This is a genomic window from Variovorax sp. GW821-FHT10B04, assembly GCF_059415645.1.
This window is the reverse complement of the sequence record NZ_JBWKNQ010000017.1, coordinates 125,083-148,998: the sequence shown is the minus strand read 5'-3', so window position 1 is coordinate 148,998 and position 23,916 is coordinate 125,083. Positions and strand designations below refer to the sequence as shown.

24 protein-coding genes are annotated in these 23,916 nt (G+C 63.7%); 18 read left to right on the top strand and 6 right to left on the bottom strand.

Annotated features, from left to right (window positions below; all coding sequences use genetic code 11):
- The 13 genes from bamA to AC07PZ_RS29755 form a co-directional block, all read left to right on the top strand.
- The coding region (gene bamA, locus AC07PZ_RS29815; RefSeq protein WP_495298797.1) for an outer membrane protein assembly factor BamA at nt 1–1,275 on the top strand (1,275 nt) is incomplete at its 5' end.
- Nucleotides 1,275–1,844, top strand: coding sequence for an OmpH/Skp family outer membrane protein (locus AC07PZ_RS29810; RefSeq protein ID WP_495298796.1), 570 nt, complete (start codon nt 1,275–1,277; stop codon nt 1,842–1,844). The genes bamA and AC07PZ_RS29810, both read left to right, overlap by 1 nt.
- 10 nt (nt 1,845–1,854) lie before the next feature.
- On the top strand, nt 1,855–2,841 hold the full coding sequence (gene lpxD / locus AC07PZ_RS29805) for a UDP-3-O-(3-hydroxymyristoyl)glucosamine N-acyltransferase (RefSeq protein WP_495298795.1): 987 nt from the start codon (nt 1,855–1,857) through the stop codon (nt 2,839–2,841).
- Complete coding sequence (fabZ, locus tag AC07PZ_RS29800; protein WP_495298794.1) at nt 2,838–3,284, top strand: 3-hydroxyacyl-ACP dehydratase FabZ; 447 nt, start codon at nt 2,838–2,840, stop codon at nt 3,282–3,284. The genes lpxD and fabZ overlap by 4 nt, the downstream gene beginning before the upstream one ends.
- Nucleotides 3,285–3,297: 13 nt before the next feature.
- Nucleotides 3,298–4,086: an acyl-ACP--UDP-N-acetylglucosamine O-acyltransferase gene (gene lpxA / locus AC07PZ_RS29795; RefSeq protein ID WP_495298793.1), complete on the top strand. Its 789-nt coding sequence runs from the start codon at nt 3,298–3,300 to the stop codon at nt 4,084–4,086.
- A 7-nt stretch (nt 4,087–4,093) separates the two neighbouring features.
- On the top strand, nt 4,094–5,239 hold the full coding sequence (gene lpxB, locus AC07PZ_RS29790; RefSeq protein WP_495298792.1) for a lipid-A-disaccharide synthase: 1,146 nt from the start codon (nt 4,094–4,096) through the stop codon (nt 5,237–5,239).
- Nucleotides 5,211–5,933, top strand: coding sequence for a ribonuclease HII (gene rnhB / locus AC07PZ_RS29785; protein WP_495298791.1), 723 nt, complete (start codon nt 5,211–5,213; stop codon nt 5,931–5,933). The genes lpxB and rnhB overlap by 29 nt, the downstream gene beginning before the upstream one ends.
- Entirely contained in the window at nt 5,930–6,712 is a 783-nt protein-coding gene (locus AC07PZ_RS29780; RefSeq protein ID WP_495298790.1) for a TrmH family RNA methyltransferase, read from the top strand. The genes rnhB and AC07PZ_RS29780 overlap by 4 nt, the downstream gene beginning before the upstream one ends.
- A gap of 142 nt (nt 6,713–6,854) precedes the next feature.
- Complete coding sequence (carA, locus tag AC07PZ_RS29775; protein WP_495298789.1) at nt 6,855–8,039, top strand: glutamine-hydrolyzing carbamoyl-phosphate synthase small subunit; 1,185 nt, start codon at nt 6,855–6,857, stop codon at nt 8,037–8,039.
- Nucleotides 8,032–11,259, top strand: a complete 3,228-nt coding sequence (carB, locus tag AC07PZ_RS29770; protein ID WP_495298788.1) for a carbamoyl-phosphate synthase large subunit — start codon at nt 8,032–8,034, stop codon at nt 11,257–11,259. The genes carA and carB overlap by 8 nt, the downstream gene beginning before the upstream one ends.
- Before the next feature lie 8 nt (nt 11,260–11,267).
- Nucleotides 11,268–12,137, top strand: a complete 870-nt coding sequence (kdoO, locus tag AC07PZ_RS29765; RefSeq protein ID WP_495298787.1) for a Kdo hydroxylase KdoO — start codon at nt 11,268–11,270, stop codon at nt 12,135–12,137.
- Nucleotides 12,138–12,202: 65 nt separating this feature from the next.
- Nucleotides 12,203–12,679: a transcription elongation factor GreA gene (gene greA / locus AC07PZ_RS29760; RefSeq protein WP_495298786.1), complete on the top strand. Its 477-nt coding sequence runs from the start codon at nt 12,203–12,205 to the stop codon at nt 12,677–12,679.
- An 11-nt stretch (nt 12,680–12,690) separates the two neighbouring features.
- Entirely contained in the window at nt 12,691–13,104 is a 414-nt protein-coding gene (locus tag AC07PZ_RS29755) for a DUF4149 domain-containing protein (RefSeq protein WP_495298785.1), read from the top strand.
- On the opposite strand, the gene AC07PZ_RS29750 is transcribed toward AC07PZ_RS29755, so the two are convergent.
- Together AC07PZ_RS29750 and AC07PZ_RS29745 are read right to left on the bottom strand one after the other, a co-directional pair.
- Nucleotides 13,105–13,824, bottom strand: coding sequence for a glycosyltransferase (locus AC07PZ_RS29750; RefSeq protein WP_495298802.1), 720 nt, complete (start codon nt 13,822–13,824; stop codon nt 13,105–13,107).
- Between the two features lie 32 nt (nt 13,825–13,856).
- Entirely contained in the window at nt 13,857–14,336 is a 480-nt protein-coding gene (locus AC07PZ_RS29745; protein ID WP_495298784.1) for a YhbY family RNA-binding protein, read from the bottom strand.
- Between the two features lie 19 nt (nt 14,337–14,355).
- Between AC07PZ_RS29745 and AC07PZ_RS29740 the strand changes: the two genes are divergently transcribed.
- The 5 genes from AC07PZ_RS29740 to AC07PZ_RS29720 all read left to right on the top strand — a co-directional run bounded on the left by AC07PZ_RS29740 (nt 14,356) and on the right by AC07PZ_RS29720 (nt 19,879).
- Complete coding sequence (locus AC07PZ_RS29740; protein WP_495298783.1) at nt 14,356–15,009, top strand: RlmE family RNA methyltransferase; 654 nt, start codon at nt 14,356–14,358, stop codon at nt 15,007–15,009.
- Between the two features lie 179 nt (nt 15,010–15,188).
- The gene (ftsH, locus tag AC07PZ_RS29735) at nt 15,189–17,105 is read left to right on the top strand and encodes an ATP-dependent zinc metalloprotease FtsH (RefSeq protein WP_495298782.1); all 1,917 of its coding nucleotides are present in this window, start codon (nt 15,189–15,191) and stop codon (nt 17,103–17,105) included.
- A gap of 58 nt (nt 17,106–17,163) precedes the next feature.
- Nucleotides 17,164–18,027, top strand: coding sequence for a dihydropteroate synthase (gene folP, locus AC07PZ_RS29730; RefSeq protein ID WP_495298781.1), 864 nt, complete (start codon nt 17,164–17,166; stop codon nt 18,025–18,027).
- Complete coding sequence (gene glmM / locus AC07PZ_RS29725; RefSeq protein WP_495298780.1) at nt 18,024–19,358, top strand: phosphoglucosamine mutase; 1,335 nt, start codon at nt 18,024–18,026, stop codon at nt 19,356–19,358. Before folP ends, glmM begins: the two co-directional genes overlap by 4 nt.
- Nucleotides 19,359–19,360: 2 nt before the next feature.
- Nucleotides 19,361–19,879, top strand: a complete 519-nt coding sequence (locus AC07PZ_RS29720) for a GNAT family N-acetyltransferase (protein ID WP_495298779.1) — start codon at nt 19,361–19,363, stop codon at nt 19,877–19,879.
- A 69-nt stretch (nt 19,880–19,948) separates the two neighbouring features.
- Here AC07PZ_RS29720 and AC07PZ_RS29715 read toward each other — a convergent pair whose 3' ends face one another.
- From AC07PZ_RS29715 to AC07PZ_RS29700, 4 genes are read right to left on the bottom strand one after another with little or no spacing between them, the layout of a single operon-like run.
- Nucleotides 19,949–21,220 carry an acyl-CoA dehydrogenase family protein gene (locus AC07PZ_RS29715; RefSeq protein ID WP_495298778.1) on the bottom strand — a complete coding sequence of 424 codons (1,272 nt, stop codon included), beginning with the start codon at nt 21,218–21,220 and terminating at the stop codon, nt 19,949–19,951.
- Between the two features lie 43 nt (nt 21,221–21,263).
- On the bottom strand, nt 21,264–22,352 hold the full coding sequence (locus AC07PZ_RS29710; RefSeq protein ID WP_495298777.1) for a phosphotransferase: 1,089 nt from the start codon (nt 22,350–22,352) through the stop codon (nt 21,264–21,266).
- A gap of 1 nt (nt 22,353) precedes the next feature.
- A complete protein-coding gene (locus AC07PZ_RS29705; RefSeq protein ID WP_495298776.1) occupies nt 22,354–23,073 on the bottom strand; it encodes a Crp/Fnr family transcriptional regulator in 720 nt (239 codons plus the stop codon).
- Nucleotides 23,074–23,130: 57 nt separating this feature from the next.
- Nucleotides 23,131–23,910 carry an oxepin-CoA hydrolase, alternative type gene (locus AC07PZ_RS29700; protein WP_495298775.1) on the bottom strand — a complete coding sequence of 260 codons (780 nt, stop codon included), beginning with the start codon at nt 23,908–23,910 and terminating at the stop codon, nt 23,131–23,133.
- Nucleotides 23,911–23,916 lie beyond the last annotated feature (6 nt).

Sequence of the window (23,916 nt, the reverse complement as noted above, 5' to 3'; positions counted from 1 at the left end):
GAATTCCGTCAGTACGAGGCGAGCTGGTACGACGGCGACAAGATCAAGCTGTCGCGCGACCGGGTGGACCGGCTGGGCTTCTTCACGGACGTGAACGTGGAGACGCAGGAAGTGGCGGGCTCGCCCGACCAGGTCGACCTGATGATCGACGTCAAGGAGAAGCCGACCGGGACGCTGCAACTGGGCGCCGGCTATTCCAGCTCCGAGAAGGTGTCGTTGACCTTCGGTATTTCTCAGGAAAACGTGTTCGGCACGGGCAACTTCCTTGGCCTGCAGGTCAACACGAGCAAGTACTACCGAACGATTTCTGTGACGGCGACCGATCCGTACTTCACCAAGGATGGGATCTCCCGCACGCTTAGCGTGTTTCACCAGACCACGCGTCCGTACTACACGGTTGACGGCGACTATTCGCTTGTGACCCAGGGCGGATCGATCAAGTTTGGCGTGCCGTTCAGCGAAGTGGATACAGTCTTCTTCGGTATCGGGCTGGAGCAGTTCATCTTCGAACCCGGCACGAACATCGCGCAGTACACGCCACAAGCCTATCGCGACTATTTTGGTTGTGCGACCAGCGCAGCCAACTACGTCACTTGTGCCGACGACAGCAAATGGGGCATCCCGTTGACGATCGGCTGGGCGCGCGACGATCGCGACAGCGCGCTGGTGCCGACGCGTGGACGGCTGCAACGCGCCAACGTGGAGTGGGGCGCTGGCGGCGACCTGAAGTACCTCAAGTCCAGCTATCAATATCAGCAGTACTTCCCGCTGAGCAAGCAGTACACCCTTGCAGTCAACGGCGAGGTGGGCTACGGCAAGGCGATCGGCAACGAGGCCTATCCCATTTTCAAGAACTTCTACGCGGGCGGCCTGGGATCGATTCGCGGGTTTGAACAGAACTCGCTCGGTCCGCGGGATGCCGTCACTGAGGCTGCGCTCGGTGGCACCAAGAAGGCGATCTTCAACATGGAGTTGAGCACGCCATTCCCTGGCGCCGGCAATGACCGCACGCTGCGCCTGTATGGCTTCTTCGACGCTGGCAACGTGTTTTCCGAACGCGGGCAGCAGAGCGATGCGCAGTGGAAGGCGCAACAGAAGATTCGCGCGTCGGCGGGCCTCGGCATCAGCTGGATTTCTCCGCTGGGTCCCTTGCGGCTGGCCTATGCCATTCCCATCCGCTCCCAGAGCGAGGAGGACCTTGTGACCGACCCGAGCAAACCGGTCTACAAGGATAGAATCCAACGCTTCCAATTCCAGATCGGAACATCTTTCTAATGAATTATTTGTCCCGCGTTGCAGGCGCATTGCTCATCCCGTTGGGAGCTTTGTCTGCGTTGCCGGCGCAGGCGCAGACGCAAGCCCCGGAAACCTTCCGCATCGGCTTCGTCAATCCGGATCGTGTGTTGCGCGAGGCTCAGCCTGCGAAGGCTGCGCAAGCCAAGCTCGAAGCGGAGTTCCTGAAGCGGGAAAAAGATGTAGCGGCGCTGGGTGAAGCGCTCAAGACCGCATCCGAGAAATTCGAACGCGAAGCGCCCACGCTTGCAGAAAGCCAACGTGTCGCTCGCCAGCGTGCCCTGGTCGATCAAGATCGCGAATTTCAGCGCCGTCGCCGCGAATTTCAGGAAGACCTGAACGCACGCAAGAACGAGGAGCTGCAACAGGTCTATGAGCGCGCGAACCGTGTGGTGAAGCAGGTGGCCGAGGCAGAAAAGTATGACGCGATTCTGCAAGAGGCGATCTACATCAATCCCAAACACGACATCACCGACAAGGTCATCAAGGCCTTGAATGCTTCGTTGACAGCGCCGACGACGACGCCAGCTGCGCCTGCCGCAGCCAAGTAAGGCCGCTTGCGTGGCATTGAGGTTGGACGCCATCGTCGACGCCCTTGGGGGCGAGTTGCATGGCAGCGGTGAACTTTCAATCGAACGACTGGCGCCACTGCAGACCGCTCAGGAGGATGCGCTCAGCTTTCTGAGCCATCCCAAGTACCGCAAGGAACTGGCTGCTTCGAAGGCGGGTTGCGTGATCGTTTCGCCTGCGATGCAGGATGAAGCGGCACAGCGGGGCGCGTTCATCGTCACACCTGACCCATACCTCTACTTTGCGCGACTCACGCAGTTGTGGAAGCGAACGCACCAGAGACCGGGGACGGTACGCATTCACCCCAGTGCGGTGATCGATCCAGAGGCTCATATCGACCCGACGGCCGAGATCGGCGCCTTGTGCGTGATAGAGCGTGGCGTCCGGATCGGCGCCGGCACCGTCCTGAAGTCGCGTGTGACCATCAGCGAGGACTGCAGCATCGGTGAGCGCTGCCTTCTGCATCCTGGTGTCGTGGTCGGTGCGGATGGCTTCGGGCTGGCTCCTTCGCAAGGTGCGTGGGTGAAGATCGAGCAGTTGGGTGCGGTGCGTATCGGCAACGATGTCGAGATCGGTGCCAACTCCTGTATCGACCGTGGCGCGCTCGAAGACACCGTCATCGAAGACGGTGTGAAGCTGGATAACCTGATTCAGATCGGGCACAACGTGCACATCGGCAGGAACACCGCCATGGCGGGCTGCGTCGGCGTGGCTGGAAGCGCCGTGATCGGCGCTGGTTGCACGGTGGGCGGCGGCGCGATCGTTCTGGGCCACCTGACGCTCGTAGACAACGTCCATATCTCCGCCGCGACAGTGGTAACGCGTTCCATCCTGAAGCCAGGCCAGTACACCGGCATGTTTCCCATCGACGACAATGCCGCCTGGGAAAAAAACGCTGCCACCCTCAAGCAACTGCACAGCCTGCGTGAACGCATCAAGGCACTCGAACAGCAGTTGCTGCAGAACAAGAAATCATGACGACGCTCGACATCCATCAGATCCTCAAACTGCTTCCTCACCGGTACCCATTCCTGCTGGTCGACCGTGTTCTTTCGATGGAGAAGGGCAAGTGCATCACGGCCCTCAAGAACGTGACGATGAACGAACCGTTCTTCAACGGCCACTTTCCACATCGCCCGGTCATGCCGGGCGTGCTGATGCTCGAAGCGATGGCGCAGGCTGCTGCACTGCTGTCGTTCCACTCATTGGACATCGTGCCGGACGACAACACCGTCTACTACTTCGCCGCCATCGACGGCGCCCGATTCAAGCGGCCGGTCGAGCCCGGTGACCAGTTGACGCTGGAAGTCGAGATCGAGCGCATGAAGGCTGGTATCTCGAAGTTCAAGGGGCGCGCGCTGGTCGGGTCGGAGCTCGCATGCGAGGCCACCTTGATGTGCGCCATGCGCCAAATCAGCTGAAGCCCGGCCAGGCATGACACAGGTTCATCCCACGGCCATCGTCGATCCTGCCGCGCAGCTCGATAGCTCCGTGAGCGTAGGCCCGTACGCGGTGATCGGTTCGCACGTGAAGATCGGTGCAGGAACCACGGTCGGCGCGCACTGCGTGATCGAAGGCCGCACGACCATCGGCAAGGACAACCGCATTTTCCAGTTCGCCTCGCTTGGCGCCGTGCCGCAGGACAAGAAATATGCAGGCGAACCGACGGAACTGCTGATCGGCGATCGCAACACGATTCGCGAATTCTGTACGTTCAATCTGGGCGTGCCGGGCGCAGGGGGCGTGACGCGGGTAGGCGACGACAACTGGATCATGGCGTACACCCACATCGCCCATGACTGCCGCGTCGACAACCACACCACGCTGTCCAACAACACGACGCTGGCCGGGCACGTGCACCTGGCCGACTGGGTCACGGTTGGCGGACTGACCGGTATCCATCAATTCGTGTCGATCGGCGCGCATGCGATGGTCGGATTCGCCAGCGCCGTGAGCCAGGACGTCCCTCCGTTCATGCTCGTGGACGGCAATCCCCTGGCCGTCCGGGGCTTCAATATCGTCGGTCTGCGAAGACGCGACTTCTCGCCGGCACGCATTGCTGCAGTGAAGCAGATGCACAAGCTGCTGTATCGCCAAGGCAGCACGCTCGACGAAGCGCGCCGGGCGATCGACGCGCTCGGTACGGATGTGCCCGAGGCCGCCGACGACGTGGCGGTGATGAGCGCTTTCCTCTCGAATTCCACTCGCGGCATCGCGCGCTGAGTCACCGATGCCAGTTACACAGCGGCAGTTTTCGCTGGTCGCCGGAGAGCCCTCGGGCGACTTGTTGGCCGGGCTGCTGCTCGATGGTCTGCAAGCACGCTGGCCGGACATGAAGGCCGTCGGCATCGGCGGTCCGCAGATGCTGGCGCGCGGCTTCGAGAGCTGGTGGCCGCAGGAAAAACTCGCCGTCCGCGGCTACATCGAAGTGCTCCGGCACTATGCCGAGATCGCCGGTATCCGGCGCCAGCTCAAGGCCCGCCTGCTGCGCGAATGGCCGGCGCTGTTCATCGGCGTCGATGCGCCGGATTTCAATCTCGACCTCGAAAGCGGCTTGCGCGGACGAGGCATCAAGACGGTGCATTTCGTCTGCCCGTCGATCTGGGCGTGGCGTCCGGATCGCATCGAAAAGATCCGTGCGGCAGCCGACCATGTGTTGTGCATCTTCCCGTTCGAGCCCGCGTTGCTGGCCGAGCAGGGCGTCGCCGCGAGCTATGTCGGGCACCCGCTGGCCAACGTGATCCCGATGGCGCCCGACCGCGACGCCGCGCGCGCGCGCCTCGGACTCGACGGCGAGGCGCCGGTGATCGCGCTGCTCCCAGGCAGCCGCCGCTCCGAAGTTCGTTACCTGGCCGCACGCTTCTTCCAGGCTGCGGCGCTGATGGCCAAGCGGCAGCCGGGCATCCGCTTCGTTGCGCCGGTGATCCCGAGCCTGCGGGTCGAGGTCGAGCAACTGCTGAAGGCAAGCGGCATGGAAGGGCGTGTACTGCTGCTCGACGGACAGTCGCACGTTGCGCTCGCAGCCTGTGACGCCACGTTGATCGCCAGTGGCACGGCGACGCTCGAAGCCGCATTGTTCAAGCGGCCGATGGTCATCGCCTACAACATGAACCGGGTGTCCTGGCATCTGATGCATCGCCAGCAGTTGCAACCATGGGTCGGCTTGCCGAATATCCTGTGCCGCGATTTCGTGGTGCCGGAGCTGTTGCAGGAGGCGGCGACGCCCGAGGCCTTGGCCGACGCCACGCTCGCGTGGCTGGCACAGCCCGACAAGGTGCAGGCGCTGCAACAACGATTTACAGCGCTGCATGCGGAATTGCTGCGCGATACGCCGACACTGTGCGCCGATGCGATCCAAAAAGTTCTTGAAGGCTGAGCAGGCTGCGCTGGTCTGGGATGCGCCGGGCCTGCTGGCCGGTGTGGACGAGGCCGGCCGAGGCCCGCTGGCCGGGCCCGTCGTGGCTGCAGCCGTCATCCTGGACGACAAACGGCCGATCCGCGGCCTTGCTGATTCGAAGACGCTGACCGCACTGCAACGCGAGCGGCTCAACGAGCAGATCCTGGCCAAGGCGCTGTGCTGCTCGATCGCGCAGGCCAGCGTCGAAGAAATCGACACCCACAACATCCTGCAGGCGACGATGCTGGCCATGCGACGCGCGGTGGAAGGCCTGCGGCTGAAGCCAGCCAAGGTGCTGGTCGACGGGAACCGGCTGCCGAAGCTCGACGTCCTGGCCGAGGCGATCGTCAAGGGCGATTCGAGGGTCAAGGCCATTTCCGCTGCGTCGATCATTGCCAAGGTATATCGGGACAAGCTCTGCGAACAGCTTCACGCGGAGTTTCCGCAGTACGGTTTTGCCGGCCACAAGGGCTATGGCACGCCGGAACATCTCGATGCGCTGGTGCGCCATGGCGCCTGCCATCACCATCGTCGGTCTTTCAGCCCGGTCGCGGCGGCGCTGGCGCGGATGGCCGCACAGCCCGTCGCTCTGATGGTCGTGGCGCCCGCCATCGACATGACGATGGCCGGCACCGACCAAGGCGTCCAGCGCGAAGTCTGGGTGCAATCGTGAGTGCGCCCCACACGACGCAGATCCAGTCCCGGGACAACCCGCTGTTGAAGGACTTGCGCAAGCTCTCGCAAGATCCGGGGGCCTACCGAAAGCTCGGGCGGATCTGGCTCGAGGGCGATCATCTTTGCCGCGCGGCGCGTCAACGCGGCGTGAGGCCCGCGCTGGCGGTCTTTTCGGCGTCCTTCTGGGCTTCCTCGCGCTTCGAATGGGCCGATGCAGCCGACAAGATCGCCGTCGTCGACGATGCACTGCTGGCGGGCGTCAGCGGCTTGGAATCGCCTGCGCCGATGGGTTTCGTGCTGCACCTGCCGATGCGTCCGGACTTGCTGCCAGACGTGCCGACGGTTGTCCTCGATCGCCTGCAGGACGCGGGGAACGTCGGTTCGATCCTTCGCAGCGCAGCCGCCTTCGGCTTCACCCAGATCGTGGCGCTCAAGGGCACGGCGGCGCTGTGGGCACCCAAGGTGCTGCGCGCGGGCATGGGCGCGCATTTCGGTCTGCAACTCATCGAGGGCGTCGATCTTGGCGCGCTCGATGCACTCACCGTGCCAATGGTTGCAACCAGCTCGCACCGAGGCGAGTGGTTGCATCGCGCCACGCTGCCTCATCCCTGTGCCTGGTTGATGGGCCATGAAGGGCAGGGCGTGTCGGCTGCACTCGAGGCCCGAGCCACTCATCACATACGGATTGCGCAGCCAGGCGGGGAGGAGTCGCTCAACGTGGCCGCTGCGGCAGCGATATGCCTGCACGCCAGTGGTGCGGTTCTGGCGGATTCATAAGCGCCGCCGGTTATAATCGGGGGCTTTCCCCCACACCCCGCCCACAGCGCACACAAGCCTACCCCTCGACGAAAGCCGCAGCCCCCCAATCTCATTTGGGCTCCTTGGGTTCGCTTTGGGCGTCATCCATCCGGAGAACCCAGTGCTTTTGTCTCTCAAGGGAGCTTTTCCTCCCGCCATCCTGGCGCTCGCAGACGGCACGGTCTTTCTCGGCAATTCGATCGGAGCCACGGGCTCCACCGTCGGCGAAGTGGTGTTCAACACCGCGATGACCGGCTACCAGGAAATCCTCACCGACCCGAGCTATTGCCAGCAGATCGTGACCCTCACGTATCCGCACATCGGCAACTACGGCGTCAACGGTGAAGATATCGAAGCCGACAAGATCCATGCCGCAGGGCTGATCATCAAGGACCTGCCGCTCGTCGCATCGAACTTCCGCAAGAGTGCGACGCTGAACGAATACCTCGTCCAGGGCAAGACGGTCGCCATCGCCGACATCGACACCCGCAAGCTCACGCGCCACCTGCGCACCCATGGCGCCCAGAATGGCTGCATCGTCGGCCTGGCGGCCGGTGAGTCCGTCGATCAGAGCGTGATCGACAAGGCCGTGGCGGCGGCCAAGGCCGCGCCAAGCATGGCCGGGCTGGATCTGGCCAAGGTCGTGTCGGTCCAGCACGCGTACGAGTGGAACCAGACCGAGTGGAAGCTGGGCGCCGGCTACGGTGTGCAGATCACGCCGAAGTTCCACGTCGTGGCTTTCGATTACGGCGTCAAGAAGAACATCCTGCGCATGATCGCGCAGCGCGGCGCGCGCATCACGGTGGTGCCGGCGCAGACGCCCGCGGCCGATGTGCTCAAGCTCAAGCCGGACGGCATCTTCCTGGCCAATGGTCCCGGCGACCCGGAACCATGCGACTACGCGATTGCTGCCGTGCGCGAACTGATCGAGACCGGTATCCCGACCTTCGGCATCTGCCTGGGCCACCAGATCATGGCGCTCGCCTCGGGGGCAAAGACTTTCAAGATGAAGTTCGGCCACCACGGCGCGAACCATCCGGTGAAAGACCTCGACGACGGCCGTGTGAGCATCACCAGCCAGAACCACGGCTTCGCGGTCGACGAGAAGTCGCTGTCGGCCAATCTGCGCCCGACGCACATCAGCCTGTTCGACAACACGCTGCAGGGCCTGGCGCGCACCGACAAGCCGGCTTTCTGCTTCCAGGGCCATCCGGAAGCCTCGCCCGGCCCGCACGACATCGGCTATCTGTTCGACCGCTTCACGGCACTGATGGAAAAGCACAAGACAGGGAACAAGAATGCCTAAGCGCACAGACCTCAAAAGCATCCTCATCATCGGCGCCGGCCCGATCATCATCGGCCAGGCCTGCGAGTTCGACTATTCGGGCGTCCAGGCCTGCAAGGCGCTGCGCGAGGAGGGCTACAAAGTCATCCTGATCAACAGCAACCCGGCGACGATCATGACCGACCCGGCCACGGCCGACGTCACCTACATCGAGCCGATCACTTGGCAGACGGTCGAAAAGATCATCGCCAAGGAACGTCCGGATGCCATCCTGCCGACCATGGGTGGCCAGACCGCGCTGAACTGCGCGCTCGACCTGTGGCGCCACGGCGTGCTGGGCAAGTACCAGGTCGAACTGATCGGTGCGACCCCCGAGGCCATCGACAAGGCCGAAGACCGCCTGAAATTCAAGGACGCGATGACCAAGATCGGACTGGGCTCGGCCCGCTCCGGCATCGCGCACTCGATGGAAGAAGCCTGGGCCGTGCAGCGGACCGTCGGTTTCCCGACCGTGATCCGGCCGAGCTTCACGCTCGGCGGCACCGGCGGCGGTATCGCGTACAACCCGGAAGAGTTCGAGACCATCTGCAAGCGCGGCCTCGAAGCCTCGCCGACCAACGAGCTGCTGATCGAGGAATCGCTGCTCGGCTGGAAGGAATACGAGATGGAAGTGGTCCGCGACAAGGCGGACAACTGCATCATCGTCTGCTCGATCGAGAACCTGGATCCGATGGGCGTGCACACCGGCGACTCGATCACGGTCGCACCGGCCCAGACGCTCAGCGACAAGGAATACCAGATCCTGCGCAATGCCTCGCTGGCCGTGCTGCGCGAGATCGGCGTCGACACCGGCGGCTCGAACGTGCAGTTCTCCATCAATCCGAAGGACGGCCGGATGGTCGTCATCGAGATGAATCCGCGCGTGTCGCGTTCGTCTGCACTGGCTTCCAAGGCCACCGGTTTTCCGATCGCCAAGGTCGCGGCCAAGCTGGCCGTCGGCTACACGCTCGACGAACTGCGCAACGACATCACCGGCGGCGCGACGCCGGCGTCGTTCGAGCCGTCGATCGACTACGTCGTCACCAAGATCCCGCGCTTCGCCTTCGAGAAATTCCCGCAGGCCGATTCGCGCCTGACGACGCAGATGAAATCGGTGGGCGAGGTGATGGCCATGGGCCGCACCTTCCAGGAGTCGTTCCAGAAGGCGCTGCGCGGGCTCGAAGTCGGCGTCGACGGCCTGAACGAGAAGACGCAGGACCGCGAAGTGCTCGAGAAGGAACTCGGCGAGCCCGGACCCGAGCGCATCTGGTACGTCGGCGATGCCTTCGCCATGGGCCTGAGCGTGGATGAAGTGTTCGCGCTGACCAAGATCGATCCGTGGTTCCTGGTGCAGATCGAGGAGATCGTGAAGATCGAGCTCGAACTGGAAACCACGTCGCTCGACGACATCGACCGGGACACGTTGCTTGCGCTGAAGAAGAAGGGCTTTTCCGATCGTCGTCTCGCCAAGCAGCTCAAGACCACCGACACCGCGGTGCGCGAGAAGCGCCGCGCGCTGGGCGTCCGCCCGGTCTACAAGCGCGTCGATACCTGCGCTGCCGAATTCGCGACCAATACCGCGTACATGTACTCGACCTACGAGGACGAGTGCGAGGCCGATCCGACGGACAAGAAGAAGATCATGGTTCTCGGTGGCGGCCCGAACCGCATCGGCCAGGGCATCGAGTTCGACTATTGCTGCGTGCATGCCGCGCTCGCGATGCGCGAGGACGGCTACGAGACCATCATGGTCAACTGCAATCCCGAGACCGTGTCGACCGACTACGACACCTCCGACCGCCTGTACTTCGAGCCGCTGACGCTCGAAGACGTGCTCGAGATCGTCGACAAGGAAAAGCCGCTCGGCGTGATCGTGCAGTACGGCGGCCAGACGCCGCTGAAGCTCGCGCTCGACCTGGAAGCCAACGGCGTGCCGATCATCGGCACCTCGCCGGACATGATCGATGCGGCCGAAGACCGCGAGCGTTTCCAGCAGCTGCTGCACACGCTCGGCCTGCGCCAGCCGCCGAACGCGACGGCGCGCGCCGAGCCCGAGGCGCTCGAGAAGGCTGCTGCACTGGGTTATCCGCTGGTCGTGCGCCCGAGCTACGTGCTCGGCGGCCGTGCAATGGAAATCGTCCACGAGCAGCGCGACCTGGAGCGCTACATGCGCGAAGCAGTCAAGGTCAGCAACGATTCGCCCGTGCTGCTCGACCGTTTCCTGAACGATGCGGTCGAGTGCGACGTCGACTGCATTCGCGATGCCGACGGCCAGACGCTGATCGGTGGCGTGATGGAGCACATCGAGCAGGCTGGCGTGCACTCGGGCGATTCGGCCTGTTCGCTGCCGCCCTACAGCCTGAACGCGGACACCGTCGCCGAGCTGAAGCGCCAGAGCGCAGCCATGGCTGACGCGCTCAACGTGATCGGGCTGATGAACGTGCAGTTCGCGATCCAGCAGAAGGATGGCAAGGACGTCATCTACGTGCTCGAAGTGAACCCGCGCGCGTCGCGCACCGTGCCTTACGTGAGCAAGGCGACCGGCATCCAGCTGGCCAAGGTCGCGGCACGCTGCATGGCCGGACAGTCGCTGAAGTCGCAGGGCATCACCAAGGAGGTGACGCCGCCGTACTTCAGCGTCAAGGAAGCCGTGTTCCCGTTCGTGAAGTTCCCTGGCGTCGACACGATCCTCGGCCCCGAGATGAAGTCGACCGGCGAAGTCATGGGCGTGGGCAAGACCTTCGGCGAGGCCTTCGTCAAGTCGCAACTGGGTGCCGGCACGGTGCTGCCGAAGTCGGGCAAGGTCTTCATCTCGGTGAAGAACAACGACAAGGCGCGCGCCGTCGACGTAGCGCGTGGCTTGGTCAAGCTCGGCTTCGAACTGATCGCGACCAAAGGCACGACCGCGGCCATCGTGGCAGCTGGCATCCCTTGCGCGCTGGTCAACAAGGTGACCGAAGGCCGTCCGCACATCGTGGACATGATCAAGAACAACGAGATTGCGCTGGTCATCAACACGGTCGAGGAGCGCCGCAACGCGATCACCGATTCGCGGCTGATCCGCACCTCGGCACTCCAGGCCCGTGTGACCACGTACACCACCATCTTCGGCGCGGAAGCCGCGGTGGAAGGGATGCAGCACATGGATGAACTGGGCGTGATCTCGGTGCAGGAAATGCACGCTCAGCTCGAGCAGGTCTGAGCATCGCCATGGACTCGCAGCTCGTCGAACTCGACCTGGACGACTGGAACGCCGCCGCGCCCAACGAGGCATGGATCACGGCGCTCGAAGCCGGCAAGGTGCTGGTCTTTCCACGGCTGGGCTTCGAGCTGCAGGGCCGCGAGCATGAACTCCTGACGCCGGCCCTGCTGGCGCCAAAGGTGCGAAACATCAGCCTGGACGCCCAGGGTCGCATCAAGGGCGTGGCCGGCGATGAGGCGGTGCAGCGGGCCGCGGCGGACATGGTTGGGCGCTTCCGCGCGCAGGCGCAGCAGTTGATCCACAGCCTGCTGCCGCACTACACACCGGCTTTGCGGCTGGCACCGACCAGCTACCGTCCGGCGCAAGTCGAGACACGCGTCCAGTCGTGGCGTGCCGATGACAAGCGAATGCACGTCGACGCTTTCCCGTCGCGACCGAACCATGGCGAACGCATCCTGCGCGTATTCACCAACGTGAATCCCGCAGGCACGCCGCGTGTATGGCGTGTCGGCGAGCCATTCGAGGATGTCGCACGGCGTTTTCTGCCGCGCGTCAAACCCTATGTCGGCTGGCAGGCGAAATTGCTGCGTGCCTTGCGGGTGACCAAGTCGCTGCGCAGCGAATACGACCATCTGATGCTTCAGTTGCACGACGCGATGAAGGCCGACCTGGCGTATCAGCAGAATGGCCCTCAGCAGACGGTGCCTTTTCCGGCCGGATCCGTCTGGGTCTGCTTTTCCGATCAGACCTCGCACGCCGTGATGTCGGGTCAGTACATGCTCGAGCAGACCCTTCATCTGCCCGCGGCGAGGCAATACAATCCCAAGTCGAGCCCGCTCGCCATCCTGAGCCGGCTGACCGGACGTTCGCTCGTCTGAGCACGTCCCCTCATACATCGCCGAACGGTAGCGTTCGGCGATTTCGCTTTCTGGAGAACAAGAACATGGCAACCATTCCCGTGACCAAGCGCGGCGCTGAGAAGCTGCGCGAAGAACTGCATCGCCTGAAGACGGTGGACCGTCCCTGGGTCATCAACGCGATTTCCGAAGCGCGCGCGCAGGGCGACCTGAGTGAAAACGCCGAATACGAAGTCGCCAAGGACCGCCAGGGCTTCATCGAAGGCCGAATTCAGGAGATCGAAGGCAAGCTTTCTGCCGCACAGATCATTGATCCGACCGCACTGGATGCGGGCGGCAAGATCGTCTTCGGCTCGACCGTCGAGCTCGAGGAAGAAAGCACCGGTGACACGGTCAAGTACCAGATCGTCGGCGAAGACGAAGCCGACCTGAAGCTCGGCTTGATCAACATTTCGAGCCCCATCGCACGCGCATTGATCGGCAAGGAAGAGGGCGACACCGCTGAAGTGCAGGCGCCCGGCGGGCTGAAGCACTACGAGATCGTCGCGGTCAGCTACATCTGACCGGGCGCGGCATGAAGGATCGGATCGCGTTGTTGCTGGCTTCCTTGTGGTGGGGAAGCCTCACCACGATCGGCTTTCTGGTTGTACCGATGCTGTTCGCTCGCCTGGGAAATCCTTCCGTGGCGGGTAATTTCGCAGGCCAGCTGTTCGCGGCGCAAACCTGGATCGCACTGGGTTGCGGCCTGATCCTGCTCATGTATTTTCGTTCGAGGGGTGACGCGGGCTTCGACAGGCCGGTTCTTGCCGGATTGTTCCTCGTCCTGGCCGGCATGCTGCTGGCCCTGCTTCAGCAATACGTTGCGGCCCCTCATATCCTGGCGCGCGACAGCCTCAAGTTCTGGCACGCGGCGGGCAGCGGCATGTATCTGTGCCAGTGGCTCTGTGCCGGCTCCCTGCTCTGGCGCATGAGCAGCCGCAAGGGCTGATCAGCTCGTCCAGTACTTCGCGACCCAGCGTGCGGGCCGGATGAAGCGGAAGGCCCGGTTGCGACGCCCCGCGAGCGCGTCCGGCGGATTGCATTCGCCGTGGAACACCATGATGCGGGCGTCCTCAGGTACGAAAGGCTCGCGCCAGTAGTTCGTCGGCCATGTCGGTATGCCGTGGTACTTGAAGCTGGGGCACCAGGCGTCCGGCCAGTACTGAAGCTTGCCCTGGCGATGCAGAAAATCGGACAGATAGGCCTGTTCGTTGCGGAACCGGGCCTGCACCTCGTCCATATGCGTGCGGAAATGCGCCAGCACGTCGGCATGCGCCCCCAGCTCGAAGCGATACACCGACGAGTTTCCAGTGATCCGCTCGGTTCGCCAGGGGCGGGCGTAGTCGTGGATGATCAGGAACTCGCCTGGCTGTTCAAAGAAGGCGTCGAGGTTTCCGACGATGACCACGTCCAGATCGAGAAACAAGGCCGTGCCACGCAACCCGTGCAGATCGTTCTCGAAGGTCGTGAGCTTCTTCCACGCGCCATCGCGCTGACCCGGTGCCAGCTGCAGATTCAGCGACGGAATCGGCAGGCAGGTGACCTCGGGCCGGATCCCGGCGCCGTCGTCCGTGAGGCAGACGAAGCTGAAGTCGCCCGCCAAATGCCGGCGCACCATCGCGTAGAGCCGGTTGACGTAGTCGGGGCCGTACTTGGTGCCCCACTTCATGCAGAGAATGTGGCGCTGCGCTGTCACCGGCCTCAGTCCGCCTGGTTGCGCTTCTTGGCCGACAGGGGACGCTTGGCCTTGGCACGCTTGATGGTGCCACCCGGCGTGAGACGCTGGTTGCCCAGCACGCGCAGGGTCTTGATCTCGGGGCGCTGGCCACCGCGCTTGCTGTACTTGAGCACCTTGACGTCGCGCGGGCCGGGCATCCGGTCTTCGTCCACGACACGCTCTTTCTCGACCTTGGGGCGCCACAGCACCAGCAGCTTGCCGATGTGCTGGATCGGCGCGGCGCCGAGTTCGTCGGCCAGTTCGGTCAGCATGGCCTCGCGTGCCGCACGGTCATCGGAGAACACACGAACCTTGATCAGGCCGTGCGCCTTGAGTGCGGAATCGACCTCCTTCTTGACGGCTGGCGTGAGCCCGTCGCCACCGACCATGACGATCGGATCGAGGTGATGGGCTTCGGCGCGATGCACCTTGCGCTGCGCAGGGGAGAGTTGTATGGCTGACATCCCCGTATTATCGAGGCGAATGAAAGTCAAGACCAAAAGCAGCAAGGTCAACAAAGCGTGGTTGAACGATCACGTGAACGACCCGTGGGTGAAACTCGCCACGAAAGAGGGCTATCGCGCGCGTGCTGCCTACAAGCTCAAAGAGATCGACGAGACGCTGGGGCTGATCAAGCCAGGGCAGCTTGTCGTCGATCTGGGCTCGACGCCAGGCGCGTGGAGCCAGTACATGAGACGCCGCATGTCGCCAGGCGGCGCGGCCGCCGGCATGCTCGACGGCACCATCGTCGCGCTGGACATCCTGCCAATGGAACCCATCGAGGGCGTGACCTTCATACAGGGTGACTTTCGGGAGGACGATGTGCTGTCGCAGCTGACTGCGTTGCTGAAGGGGCGACAAGCCGATGTGGTGGTTTCGGACATGGCGCCCAACCTGTCGGGCATCGCCTCGGCGGATGCCGCGCGCATCGTCCACCTGGTGGAATTGGCAATCGACTTTTCACGCCAGCACCTGAAGCCGGAAGGCGCACTCGTGGCCAAGCTCTTTCATGGCGGTGGCTATGCCGAGTTGACGCAGCTCTTCAAGACCAATTTCCGGATCGTCAAGCCGATGAAGCCAAAGGCCTCCCGTGACCGCTCGTCAGAGACTTTCATGGTCGGGATCGGGCTTCGCTGAAGCTGTACGACTTGATACCTCACGTAACTGCGAATTTACTTGCCAAACCCGTGCACGGCCTACGGCTGCTTGCGGGAAATCAGCAGGTTTCGCAGCTTGAAAAGCCTAAAATGGCCGCCAATTGCGTGACCTCGGCGAATTTTTCATTTCGCTGTCACGCGCTTTGACTGGAGTTTCGTTTGAACAATCAGTGGTTTTCCAAAGTAGCCGTCTGGCTTGTCATCGCGATGGTGTTATTCACTGTGTTCAAGCAGTTCGACACCCGCGGCGGCGCCGGTTCCGGAGCGATTGGCTATTCCGACTTTCTTGAAGAAGTCCGTGGCAACCGCATCAAGAGCGCCACCATCCAGGAAGGTCAGGGCGGCAGCGAGATCGTCGCGATCACCAACGACGACCGCAAGATCCGCACGACGGCCACCTACCTCGATCGAGGCCTCGTTGGCGACCTGATCGCCAACAACGTCAAGTTCGACGTCAAGCCGCGCGAAGAGGGTTCGTTGCTCATGACGCTGCTGGTGAGCTGGGGGCCGATGCTCCTGCTGATCGGGGTCTGGGTCTATTTCATGCGACAGATGCAGGGCGGCGGCAAGGGCGGGGCGTTCAGCTTCGGCAAGAGCAAGGCCCGCATGCTTGACGAGAACAGCAACACGGTCACTTTTGCCGACGTTGCTGGCTGCGATGAGGCCAAGGAAGAGGTCAAGGAAGTCGTCGACTTCCTGAAGGATCCGGGCCGATTCCAGAAGCTCGGTGGCCGTATTCCACGTGGCCTGTTGCTGGTCGGCCCTCCCGGCACCGGCAAGACGCTGCTGGCCAAATCGATTGCCGGTGAAGCCAAGGTTCCTTTCTTTTCGATCTCCGGTTCGGACTTCGTCGAAATGTTCGTCGGTGTGGGCGCCGCCCGCGTCCGCGACATGTTCGAGAACGCCAAGAAGAACGCACCCTGCATCATCTTCGTGGACGAAATCGACGCCGTCGGTCGCCAGCGCGGTGCGGGCCTCGGCGGCGGGAACGACGAACGTGAACAGACGCTCAACCAGATGCTGGTCGAGATGGACGGCTTCGAGACCAACCTCGGCGTGATCGTCGTGGCTGCGACGAACCGGCCCGACATTCTTGACGCCGCGCTGCTGCGCCCCGGTCGTTTCGACCGCCAGGTGTATGTGACGCTGCCGGACATTCGTGGACGCGAGCAGATCCTGAATGTGCACATGCGCAAGGTTCCGCTCGGCCAGGACGTCAATCCGAGCGTCATCGCCCGCGGAACGCCTGGCATGTCCGGTGCGGATCTGGCCAACCTGTGCAATGAAGCTGCACTGATGGCTGCACGGCGCAACGCCCGCGTTGTCGAGATGCAGGACTTCGAGAAGGCCAAGGACAAGATCTTCATGGGCCCCGAGCGCAAGAGCATGGTCATGCCCGAGGAAGAGCGTCGCAACACGGCCTATCACGAGTCCGGCCATGCGCTGATCGGCAAGCTGCTGCCCAAGTGCGATCCGGTGCACAAGGTCACGATCATTCCGCGCGGTCGCGCGCTGGGTGTCACCATGAGCTTGCCGTCGCAGGACCGCTACAGCTACGACCGCGAATACATGCTGAATCAGATCAGCATGCTGTTTGGTGGACGGATTGCCGAAGAAGTGTTCATGCATCAGATGACCACGGGTGCGAGCAACGATTTCGAGCGCGCAACGCATATTGCACGCGACATGGTGATGCGCTACGGCATGACCGAATCGCTCGGACCGATCGTCTACGCGGAAAACGAAGGCGAAGTGTTCCTCGGCCGCTCGGTCACCAAGACCACGAACATGAGCGAATCGACCATGCAGAAGGTCGACTCCGAAGTGCGCCGCATCATCGACGAGCAGTACGCCCTGGCGCGTCGCCTGATCGAAGAGAACAGCGACAAGATGCACGCGATGGCCAAGGCGCTGCTCGAGTGGGAAACCATCGACAGCGAGCAGCTGGACGACATCATGGCTGGCCGTGCACCACGCCCGCCGAAGGACTGGACGCCGCGCATTCCGCCTTCGGGCAGTGGCGGTGCCGGTGGTACGCCTGCGGTCAATCCCGATCCGGCACCCACCGCGGCTTGAGCATGGCGCATCGCCGATCAACGGGGCCTCTGGCCCCGTTTTTTCATGGGGCTCGCACATGACGGCGTCGATCTGGCAGACGACCCGGTTCCGGATAGATCTTTCGCTGCCGCGGGTCATGGGCATCGTTAATGTCACCCCGGATTCCTTTTCGGACGGCGGTGCGCACGCGTCGACGACGGCTGCATTGCGACACTGCGAGCAGCTGCTTGCCGAAGGTGCCGACATCCTCGACATCGGTGGCGAATCGACCCGCCCCGGCAGCCCCTCCGTATCCTTGGACGACGAGCTTTCCCGCGTGTTGCCCGTGCTGCGCGAGGCGGTCAAATTGGGTGTGCCACTGTCCGTCGACACCTACAAGCCGGAAGTGATGCGAGCGGTGCTCGATCTCGGCGCCGACATCGTCAATGACATCTGGGCGTTGCGCAGGCCGGGCGCGCTCGGGGCCGTCGCTGCGCACGCGTCCTGCGGTATTTGCGTCATGCACATGCACCGGGATCCGCAGACCATGCAGGCAGCGCCCATGCATGGCGATGTCGTTGCTGCCGTACGGGCATTCCTCGAGGAGCGTGTGGCGGCACTGCGATCTTCCGGCATCGCCGCCGAGCGCATCACACTGGATCCAGGCATCGGGTTCGGCAAGACGGTCGCTCAGAACTTTGCCTTGCTGGCACGCCAGAATGAACTCGACGTCGCCGGTTTGCCGCTGTGGGCAGGCTGGTCAAGAAAGTCATCACTCGGCGCCGTGACAGGCATCGATGCAGCCGCTGAGCGTATGGTGCCGAGTGTGGCGGCGGCGCTGCTGGCCGTGGAGCGCGGTGCGTCGATCGTGCGCGTCCACGATGTGCGCGAGACGGTCGCCGCGTTGTCCGTGTGGCGCGCCATGCGGGCAGAACAACAACAGGGAGCCAATCACTCATGACAAGACAATATTTCGGGACCGACGGCATCCGCGGCACCGTGGGTCAGCCGCCCATCACTCCGGACTTCGTCCTCCGACTGGCCCATGCGGTCGGTCGCGTGCTCAAGAAGACGGAAAACCGGCCGCGCGTGTTGATCGGCAAGGACACGCGCATCTCGGGCTACATGCTGGAATCGGCACTGGAATCGGGCTTCAACTCGGCGGGCGTCGACGTCGTGCTGCTGGGACCGCTGCCGACGCCCGGCGTCGCCTACCTCACACGCGCGCAGCGGGCCAGTCTCGGCGTGGTCATCAGTGCGAGCCACAACGCCTACGCGGACAACGGCATCAAGTTCTTCAGTGCGCAGGGAACCAAGCTGAGCGATGAATGGGAAGAGGCCGTCGAAGCGGCGCTGGAAGAGCCACCGGTCTGGGTCGACTCCGCCAGGCTGGGCAAGGCACGCCGGCTGAACGACGCAGCCGGTCGCTACACCGAATTCTGCAAGAGCACCTTTGCCTACGATCTCGGCCTGCACGGTCTGAAGCTGGTGGTCGACGCCGCGCATGGCGCGGCGTACCAGGTCGCGCCGCAGGTCTTCCACGAGCTTGGCGCCGATGTGTCGAGCATCGGCTGCGCGCCGGATGGGCTGAACATCAACAAGAACGTGGGCGCCACACATCCCCAGGCGCTGATCGAAGCAGTGACGAAGCAGGGTGCCGATTACGGCATCGCACTCGACGGCGATGCCGATCGGCTGCAACTGGTCGATTCGACCGGCCGCCTGTTCAACGGCGACGAGCTGCTCTACCTCATGGTGATGGAGCGCATCGAGCGCGGCGAGAAGCCCCAGGGCGTCGTGGGCACGCTGATGACCAACAAGGCCATCGAAGTGGCGTTGCGTGCAAGAGGAATCGAATTCGTGCGCGCGAAGGTCGGCGATCGCTATGTGCTCGAAGAACTCGACAAGCGCGGCTGGTTGCTCGGCGGCGAAGGCTCCGGTCACCTGCTGGCGCTCGACCGGCACACCACCGGTGATGGCATCGTGAGCGCGCTTCAGGTGTTGCAGGCCTGCGTGCGCAGCGGTCGCAGCGTCGCGCAACTGCTCGAGGGCGTGACGCTGTTCCCGCAGACGCTCATCAATGTGAGACTGGCGGAGGGACAGGACTGGGCAGCCAGCGTCGAGCTGGCCGCGGCAACCGAGCGCGCCGAAGCCGAGCTGGGCGACACTGGCCGTGTGCTGATCCGCGCCAGTGGCACCGAGCCGCTGCTTCGCGTGATGGTCGAAGCGCGCGATGCCGCGCAAGCCGAGGCCTGTGCGCGCCGTATTGCGTCGACGATCGAAAGCGCGTGACCATGAGCGAAACAGCGGATGGCAAGGCAGACGAAGCCGGCTCGATACGTATCCTGCTCGCCGACTATCGCGACGCGTCGCATGCAACGGCATTGGTCGACCTGCTCGATGCCTATGCACAGGATCCAGCGGGCGGCGGGACGGCACTGAGCGCAGAGGTCCGTGCCGGCCTGCCGGCAGCGCTGGCTGCGCGGCCACAGGCTTTCAGCGTGCTCGCGTTCGACGGTGCGCAAGCGGTCGGACTCGTCAACTGCATCGAAGGCTTCTCGACTTTCGCCTGTCGTCCACTCGTCAACGTGCATGACGTGATGGTGCTCGCAAGCCATCGGGGACAACGCATCGCGCAACGGATGCTGGCCCGCGTCGAGGCCGAAGCGCTCCGGCGCGGTGCGTGCAAGCTCACGCTCGAGGTATTGCAGGGGAACCAGCCGGCACTGCGCGCCTATGCGCGCGAAGGGTTCGCGAGCTACCAGCTCGATCCGGCCTACGGCACTGCCGTATTTCTCCAGAAGAAGCTCTGATGAGCAAAAAGCCGATGGCGCCGCGAGGCGCCATCGGCTCATGAAGCGACAGGGCTGTCGCCGTTCGGGTCAGAAGCGCGTCACGGGCGGATCGATCTCGCGCTTGTCGACCGCGTACTTGCCCAGTTCCCATTTCGCGATGGCATTGCGGTGAACTTCGTCCGGGCCGTCCGCAAAGCGCAGCGTGCGGGCACCGGCATAGGCGTAGGCCAGCGGGAAGTCGTCGCAGAGCCCGCCACCGCCATGCACCTGCATCGCCCAGTCGATCACCTGGCAGGCCATGCTGGGCGCCACCACCTTGATCATCGCGATCTCGTTCTTGGCGACCTTGTTGCCTGCGACGTCCATGAGCCACGCGGCCTTGAGGGTGAGCAGGCGCGCCATGTCGATCTTGCAGCGCGCTTCGGCGATGCGTTCTTGCGTGACGGTCTGCGACGCGACGGTCTTGCCGAAGGCCACACGCGACGAGGCGCGTCGGCACATCAGTTCAAGCGCGCGCTCGGCCAGACCGATCAGACGCATGCAATGGTGGATGCGTCCCGGGCCCAGGCGGCCTTGCGCGATCTCGAACCCACGCCCCTGGCCGAGCAGGATGTTGTCGACCGGCACGCGAACGTTGTCGAACACCATCTCGACGTGGCCATGCGGGGCATCGTCGTAGCCCATCACGTTCAGCGGGCGCAACACGTTGATGCCGGGCGTGCCGGCCGGCACGATCACCATGCTTTGCTGCGAATGCTTCGGTGCATCGGGATCGGTCTTGCCCATCGTGATGAAGACGGCACAGCGCGGATCGGCCGCGCCGGAAATCCACCACTTTCGGCCGTTGATCACATATTCGTCGCCTTGGCGTTCGATGCGCGTGGCCACGTTGGTTGCGTCGCTGGAGGCCACGTCGGGCTCGGTCATCGCGAAGGCGGAGCGGATTTCGCCGTTGAGCAATGGCTTGAGCCAGCGTGCCTTGATGGCTTCCGAGCCGTAGCGTGCAATCGTCTCCATGTTGCCGGTGTCGGGCGCCGAGCAGTTGAAGGCTTCGCTGGCCCATGGCACCCGGCCCATGATCTCGGCCAGCGGCGCGTATTCCTGGTTGGTGAGGCCGCCGCCTTCATAGCCCGAAGCCTCGGCGCTGTCGACCGGCAGGAACAGGTTCCAGAGACCCTGCGCCTTGGCCTTGACCTTCAGCTTCTCGACGGTGTTCAGTGCGGTCCAGCGCTTGCCGGCGGCGGTGTTGGCTGCCAGCTCGGCGGCATATTCGGACTCCGCAGGATAGATGTGCTCATCCATGAAGGCGTTGACGCGCCTTTGCAGGTCCTTGGTCTTTTCCGAGTATTCGAAGTCCATGATGTCTCCTGAGGTGGATGATCGAGCGGCCGGACGCGGACGCCTAGGCGCGCTGGGCGAACTGCCAGGCCATTTCGGCCATCGGTCGTGCGCCGCGGCCCGAGACCACGGCCTGTTCGCTGGAGGCCGTACCGGCTTCGACGCGCTTGGCGATGCCTTGCAGGATCGCGGCGATGCGGAACAGGTTGTAGGCCATGTAGAAATTCCAGTCCGGTGCCAGTGCCTCCGGCGTCGTGAGGCCGGTTCGCTCGCAGTACAGGCGGATGTAGTCGCTCTCGCTGGGAATCCCCAGGCTCTCCACGTCCAATCCGCCCAGGCCGCGAAACTGGCCGGGCGAGATGTGCCACGACATGCAGTGGTAGCTGAAGTCCGCCAGCGGATGGCCGAGCGTGGACAACTCCCAGTCCAGCACCGCGATCACCCGTGGCTCGGTGGGGTGGAACATGACGTTGTCGAGCCGGTAGTCGCCGTGCACGATCGATGTCAGCTTCTCGTCCCGCGCGCTGGCCGGTATGTGGGCCGGCAGCCATTCCATGAGGCGATCCATCTCGGGGATCGGTTGCGTGACCGACGCGACGTATTGCTTGCTCCAGCGACCGATCTGCCGCTCGAAGTAGTTGCCCGGCTTGCCATAGTCGGCCAGTCCGCGCTCCGCGAACTTGACGCTGTGCAGCGCTGCGATCACGCGGTTCATCTCGTCGTAGATCGCTGTGCGCTCGGCGTTGCTCATGCCAGGCAACGATTGATCCCAGAGCACGCGGCCCGACATGAACTCCATCACGTAGAAGGCGCGGCCGATGACCGACTCGTCCTCGCACAGGCCGTACATGCGCGGCACGGGAACATCCGTGCCGGCGAGGCCGCTCATGACCTTGAACTCACGCTCGACGGCGTGCGCCGAGGGCAGCAATTTCGCGACAGGCCCGGGCTTGGCCCGCATCACATAGCTGCGCGACGGCGTGACCAGCTTGTAGGTCGGGTTGGACTGGCCACCCTTGAACATCTCGACCGTCAGCGGTCCCTGAAAGCCGTCGACGTTCGCCTCGAGCCAAACGGCCAGCGCCGCGATGTCGAATGCATGCTGTCCGGAGACCGCGCGCGTGCCGACGAAGTTGCTGAAGTCCTGGGTCATCTCATTGGTCCGCTTCTGAAATCTTCATGAGCGCAGCACGGTCGAGCACCACCAGTCCGGCCTGCTCGATGCGGATCACGTCCTCGCGCTCCATCGTCTTGAGCTCCTGGTTGACACGCTGCCTCGATGCTCCAAGCAACTGCGCGAGTTCTTCCTGCGCAAGCTGCAGGCCGATGCGCGTCTGGCTGGCGTCTGCCAGATTGGGTGTGCCGTAGCTTCGCATCAGGTGGTTGAGCTGTTTGGCCAGCCGTGCGCGCAAGGGCAGGGTGTTGAGGTCCTCGACCAGGCCGAACAGCGTTCGGATGCGCCGTGCCTGAAGCCGCATCAGCGCCTCGTACAACTCGACGTGCAGTGCGAGGATCTTCTGAAAGTCGCCCCGCGCCACGTTGAGCGTGGTCGTGTCGCCATGCGCATAGGCATCGTGCGTCCGACGGTCTCCGTCGAACATGGCAACGTCGCCGAACCAGATGCCCGGCTCGACATACGTCAACGTCACCTGCTTGCCGGACACGGCCGTCGAGCTGACGCGCACCGCGCCCTTGGCACAGGCGATCCAATGCTCGGGCGGATCGCCGCGCGCCGCGAGCAGGTCGCCGTCCTTGTAGCGTCTGACGAAAGCGCATCGGAGGATGTCGTGACGAAGTGAGGGTGAAAGAGAGGAGAACCAGCGACCACTGTTGATCGCTTCTCGTTCTTCGATGGTAAGAATGGGGTCGTCCATTGGCATGTCCTGTCGGCGACTGAAATTCGGAGGGTTGTCGCGGGAGCGACCCGGGCGCTATTCGTAGCGCGGCGTCTGCTTCGTCAGGAAGGCGGTGATGCCGATGCCCGCATTGGGGTGATGCAGATTGCGCACGAAGTGGTCGCGCTCCTGCGCCAGATGGGTGTTCAGGCTCGAGCCGCGCGCCTCGCCGAGCAGCTCCTTGATGCTGGCCAGCGCGTTGGGCGCACGCGCACCGAGCCGTGCTGCCATGGCGAGCGCAGCCGACAGCGCCTGCCCGCTGTCGGTCAGTTCATTGACCAGTCCGAGCGCATGCAGCCGGGCGGCCGCAATGCGTTCTCCGCCCATCAGCCATTCGCTTGCAAGCTGCCGCGGCAGCGCCTGTGCGAGGTGCCAGCTGAGTCCGCCATCGGGCGACAGCGCCACGCTGCTGTACGAGGCGGCAAACACGGCGTCGCGCGCCGCGACCACGAGGTCGCATGCCATCGCCAGCGCGAAGCCCGCCCCGGCCGCAGCGCCTTCGACGGCGGCGATCACCGGCTTGGGGAACGTACGGATCGAATCGATCCAGTTGTGCAGGCCTTCGATGCTCTCGGCCTGTACCGAGGGCGGTTGCTCGCGGTTGTTCTGGAGCCGCTGCAGCGAACCGCCTGCGCTGAACCAAGGGCCCTCGCCGACGATGACCACGCTGCGTATCTCATGGCTGCTCTCGGCGCCATTGAGCGCCTCGATGCCGGCGGCGTACATGTCGGGACCGAGCGCATTGCGCTGCGATGGGTTGGAGAGTGACAGCACCATCGTGCTGCCTTCGGTCGTGCTCTTGATCTCTGCCTTCATGCTTGT

Coding starts and splice junctions, on each gene's coding strand:
- carB (WP_495298788.1), top strand. CDS start 8,032: ATGCCTAAGCGCACAGACCTCAAAAGCATCCTCATCATCGGCGCCGGC.
- kdoO (WP_495298787.1), top strand. CDS start 11,268: ATGGACTCGCAGCTCGTCGAACTCGACCTGGACGACTGGAACGCCGCC.
- glmM (WP_495298780.1), top strand. CDS start 18,024: ATGACAAGACAATATTTCGGGACCGACGGCATCCGCGGCACCGTGGGT.
- AC07PZ_RS29755 (WP_495298785.1), top strand. CDS start 12,691: ATGAAGGATCGGATCGCGTTGTTGCTGGCTTCCTTGTGGTGGGGAAGC.
- lpxB (WP_495298792.1), top strand. CDS start 4,094: ATGCCAGTTACACAGCGGCAGTTTTCGCTGGTCGCCGGAGAGCCCTCG.
- AC07PZ_RS29700 (WP_495298775.1), bottom strand. CDS start 23,910: ATGAAGGCAGAGATCAAGAGCACGACCGAAGGCAGCACGATGGTGCTG.
- folP (WP_495298781.1), top strand. CDS start 17,164: ATGACGGCGTCGATCTGGCAGACGACCCGGTTCCGGATAGATCTTTCG.
- AC07PZ_RS29810 (WP_495298796.1), top strand. CDS start 1,275: ATGAATTATTTGTCCCGCGTTGCAGGCGCATTGCTCATCCCGTTGGGA.
- rnhB (WP_495298791.1), top strand. CDS start 5,211: ATGCGATCCAAAAAGTTCTTGAAGGCTGAGCAGGCTGCGCTGGTCTGG.
- AC07PZ_RS29740 (WP_495298783.1), top strand. CDS start 14,356: ATGAAAGTCAAGACCAAAAGCAGCAAGGTCAACAAAGCGTGGTTGAAC.
- lpxA (WP_495298793.1), top strand. CDS start 3,298: ATGACACAGGTTCATCCCACGGCCATCGTCGATCCTGCCGCGCAGCTC.
- greA (WP_495298786.1), top strand. CDS start 12,203: ATGGCAACCATTCCCGTGACCAAGCGCGGCGCTGAGAAGCTGCGCGAA.
- AC07PZ_RS29720 (WP_495298779.1), top strand. CDS start 19,361: ATGAGCGAAACAGCGGATGGCAAGGCAGACGAAGCCGGCTCGATACGT.
- fabZ (WP_495298794.1), top strand. CDS start 2,838: ATGACGACGCTCGACATCCATCAGATCCTCAAACTGCTTCCTCACCGG.
- AC07PZ_RS29745 (WP_495298784.1), bottom strand. CDS start 14,336: ATGTCAGCCATACAACTCTCCCCTGCGCAGCGCAAGGTGCATCGCGCC.
- AC07PZ_RS29710 (WP_495298777.1), bottom strand. CDS start 22,352: ATGACCCAGGACTTCAGCAACTTCGTCGGCACGCGCGCGGTCTCCGGA.
- AC07PZ_RS29715 (WP_495298778.1), bottom strand. CDS start 21,220: ATGGACTTCGAATACTCGGAAAAGACCAAGGACCTGCAAAGGCGCGTC.
- AC07PZ_RS29750 (WP_495298802.1), bottom strand. CDS start 13,824: ATGAAGTGGGGCACCAAGTACGGCCCCGACTACGTCAACCGGCTCTAC.
- AC07PZ_RS29705 (WP_495298776.1), bottom strand. CDS start 23,073: ATGGACGACCCCATTCTTACCATCGAAGAACGAGAAGCGATCAACAGT.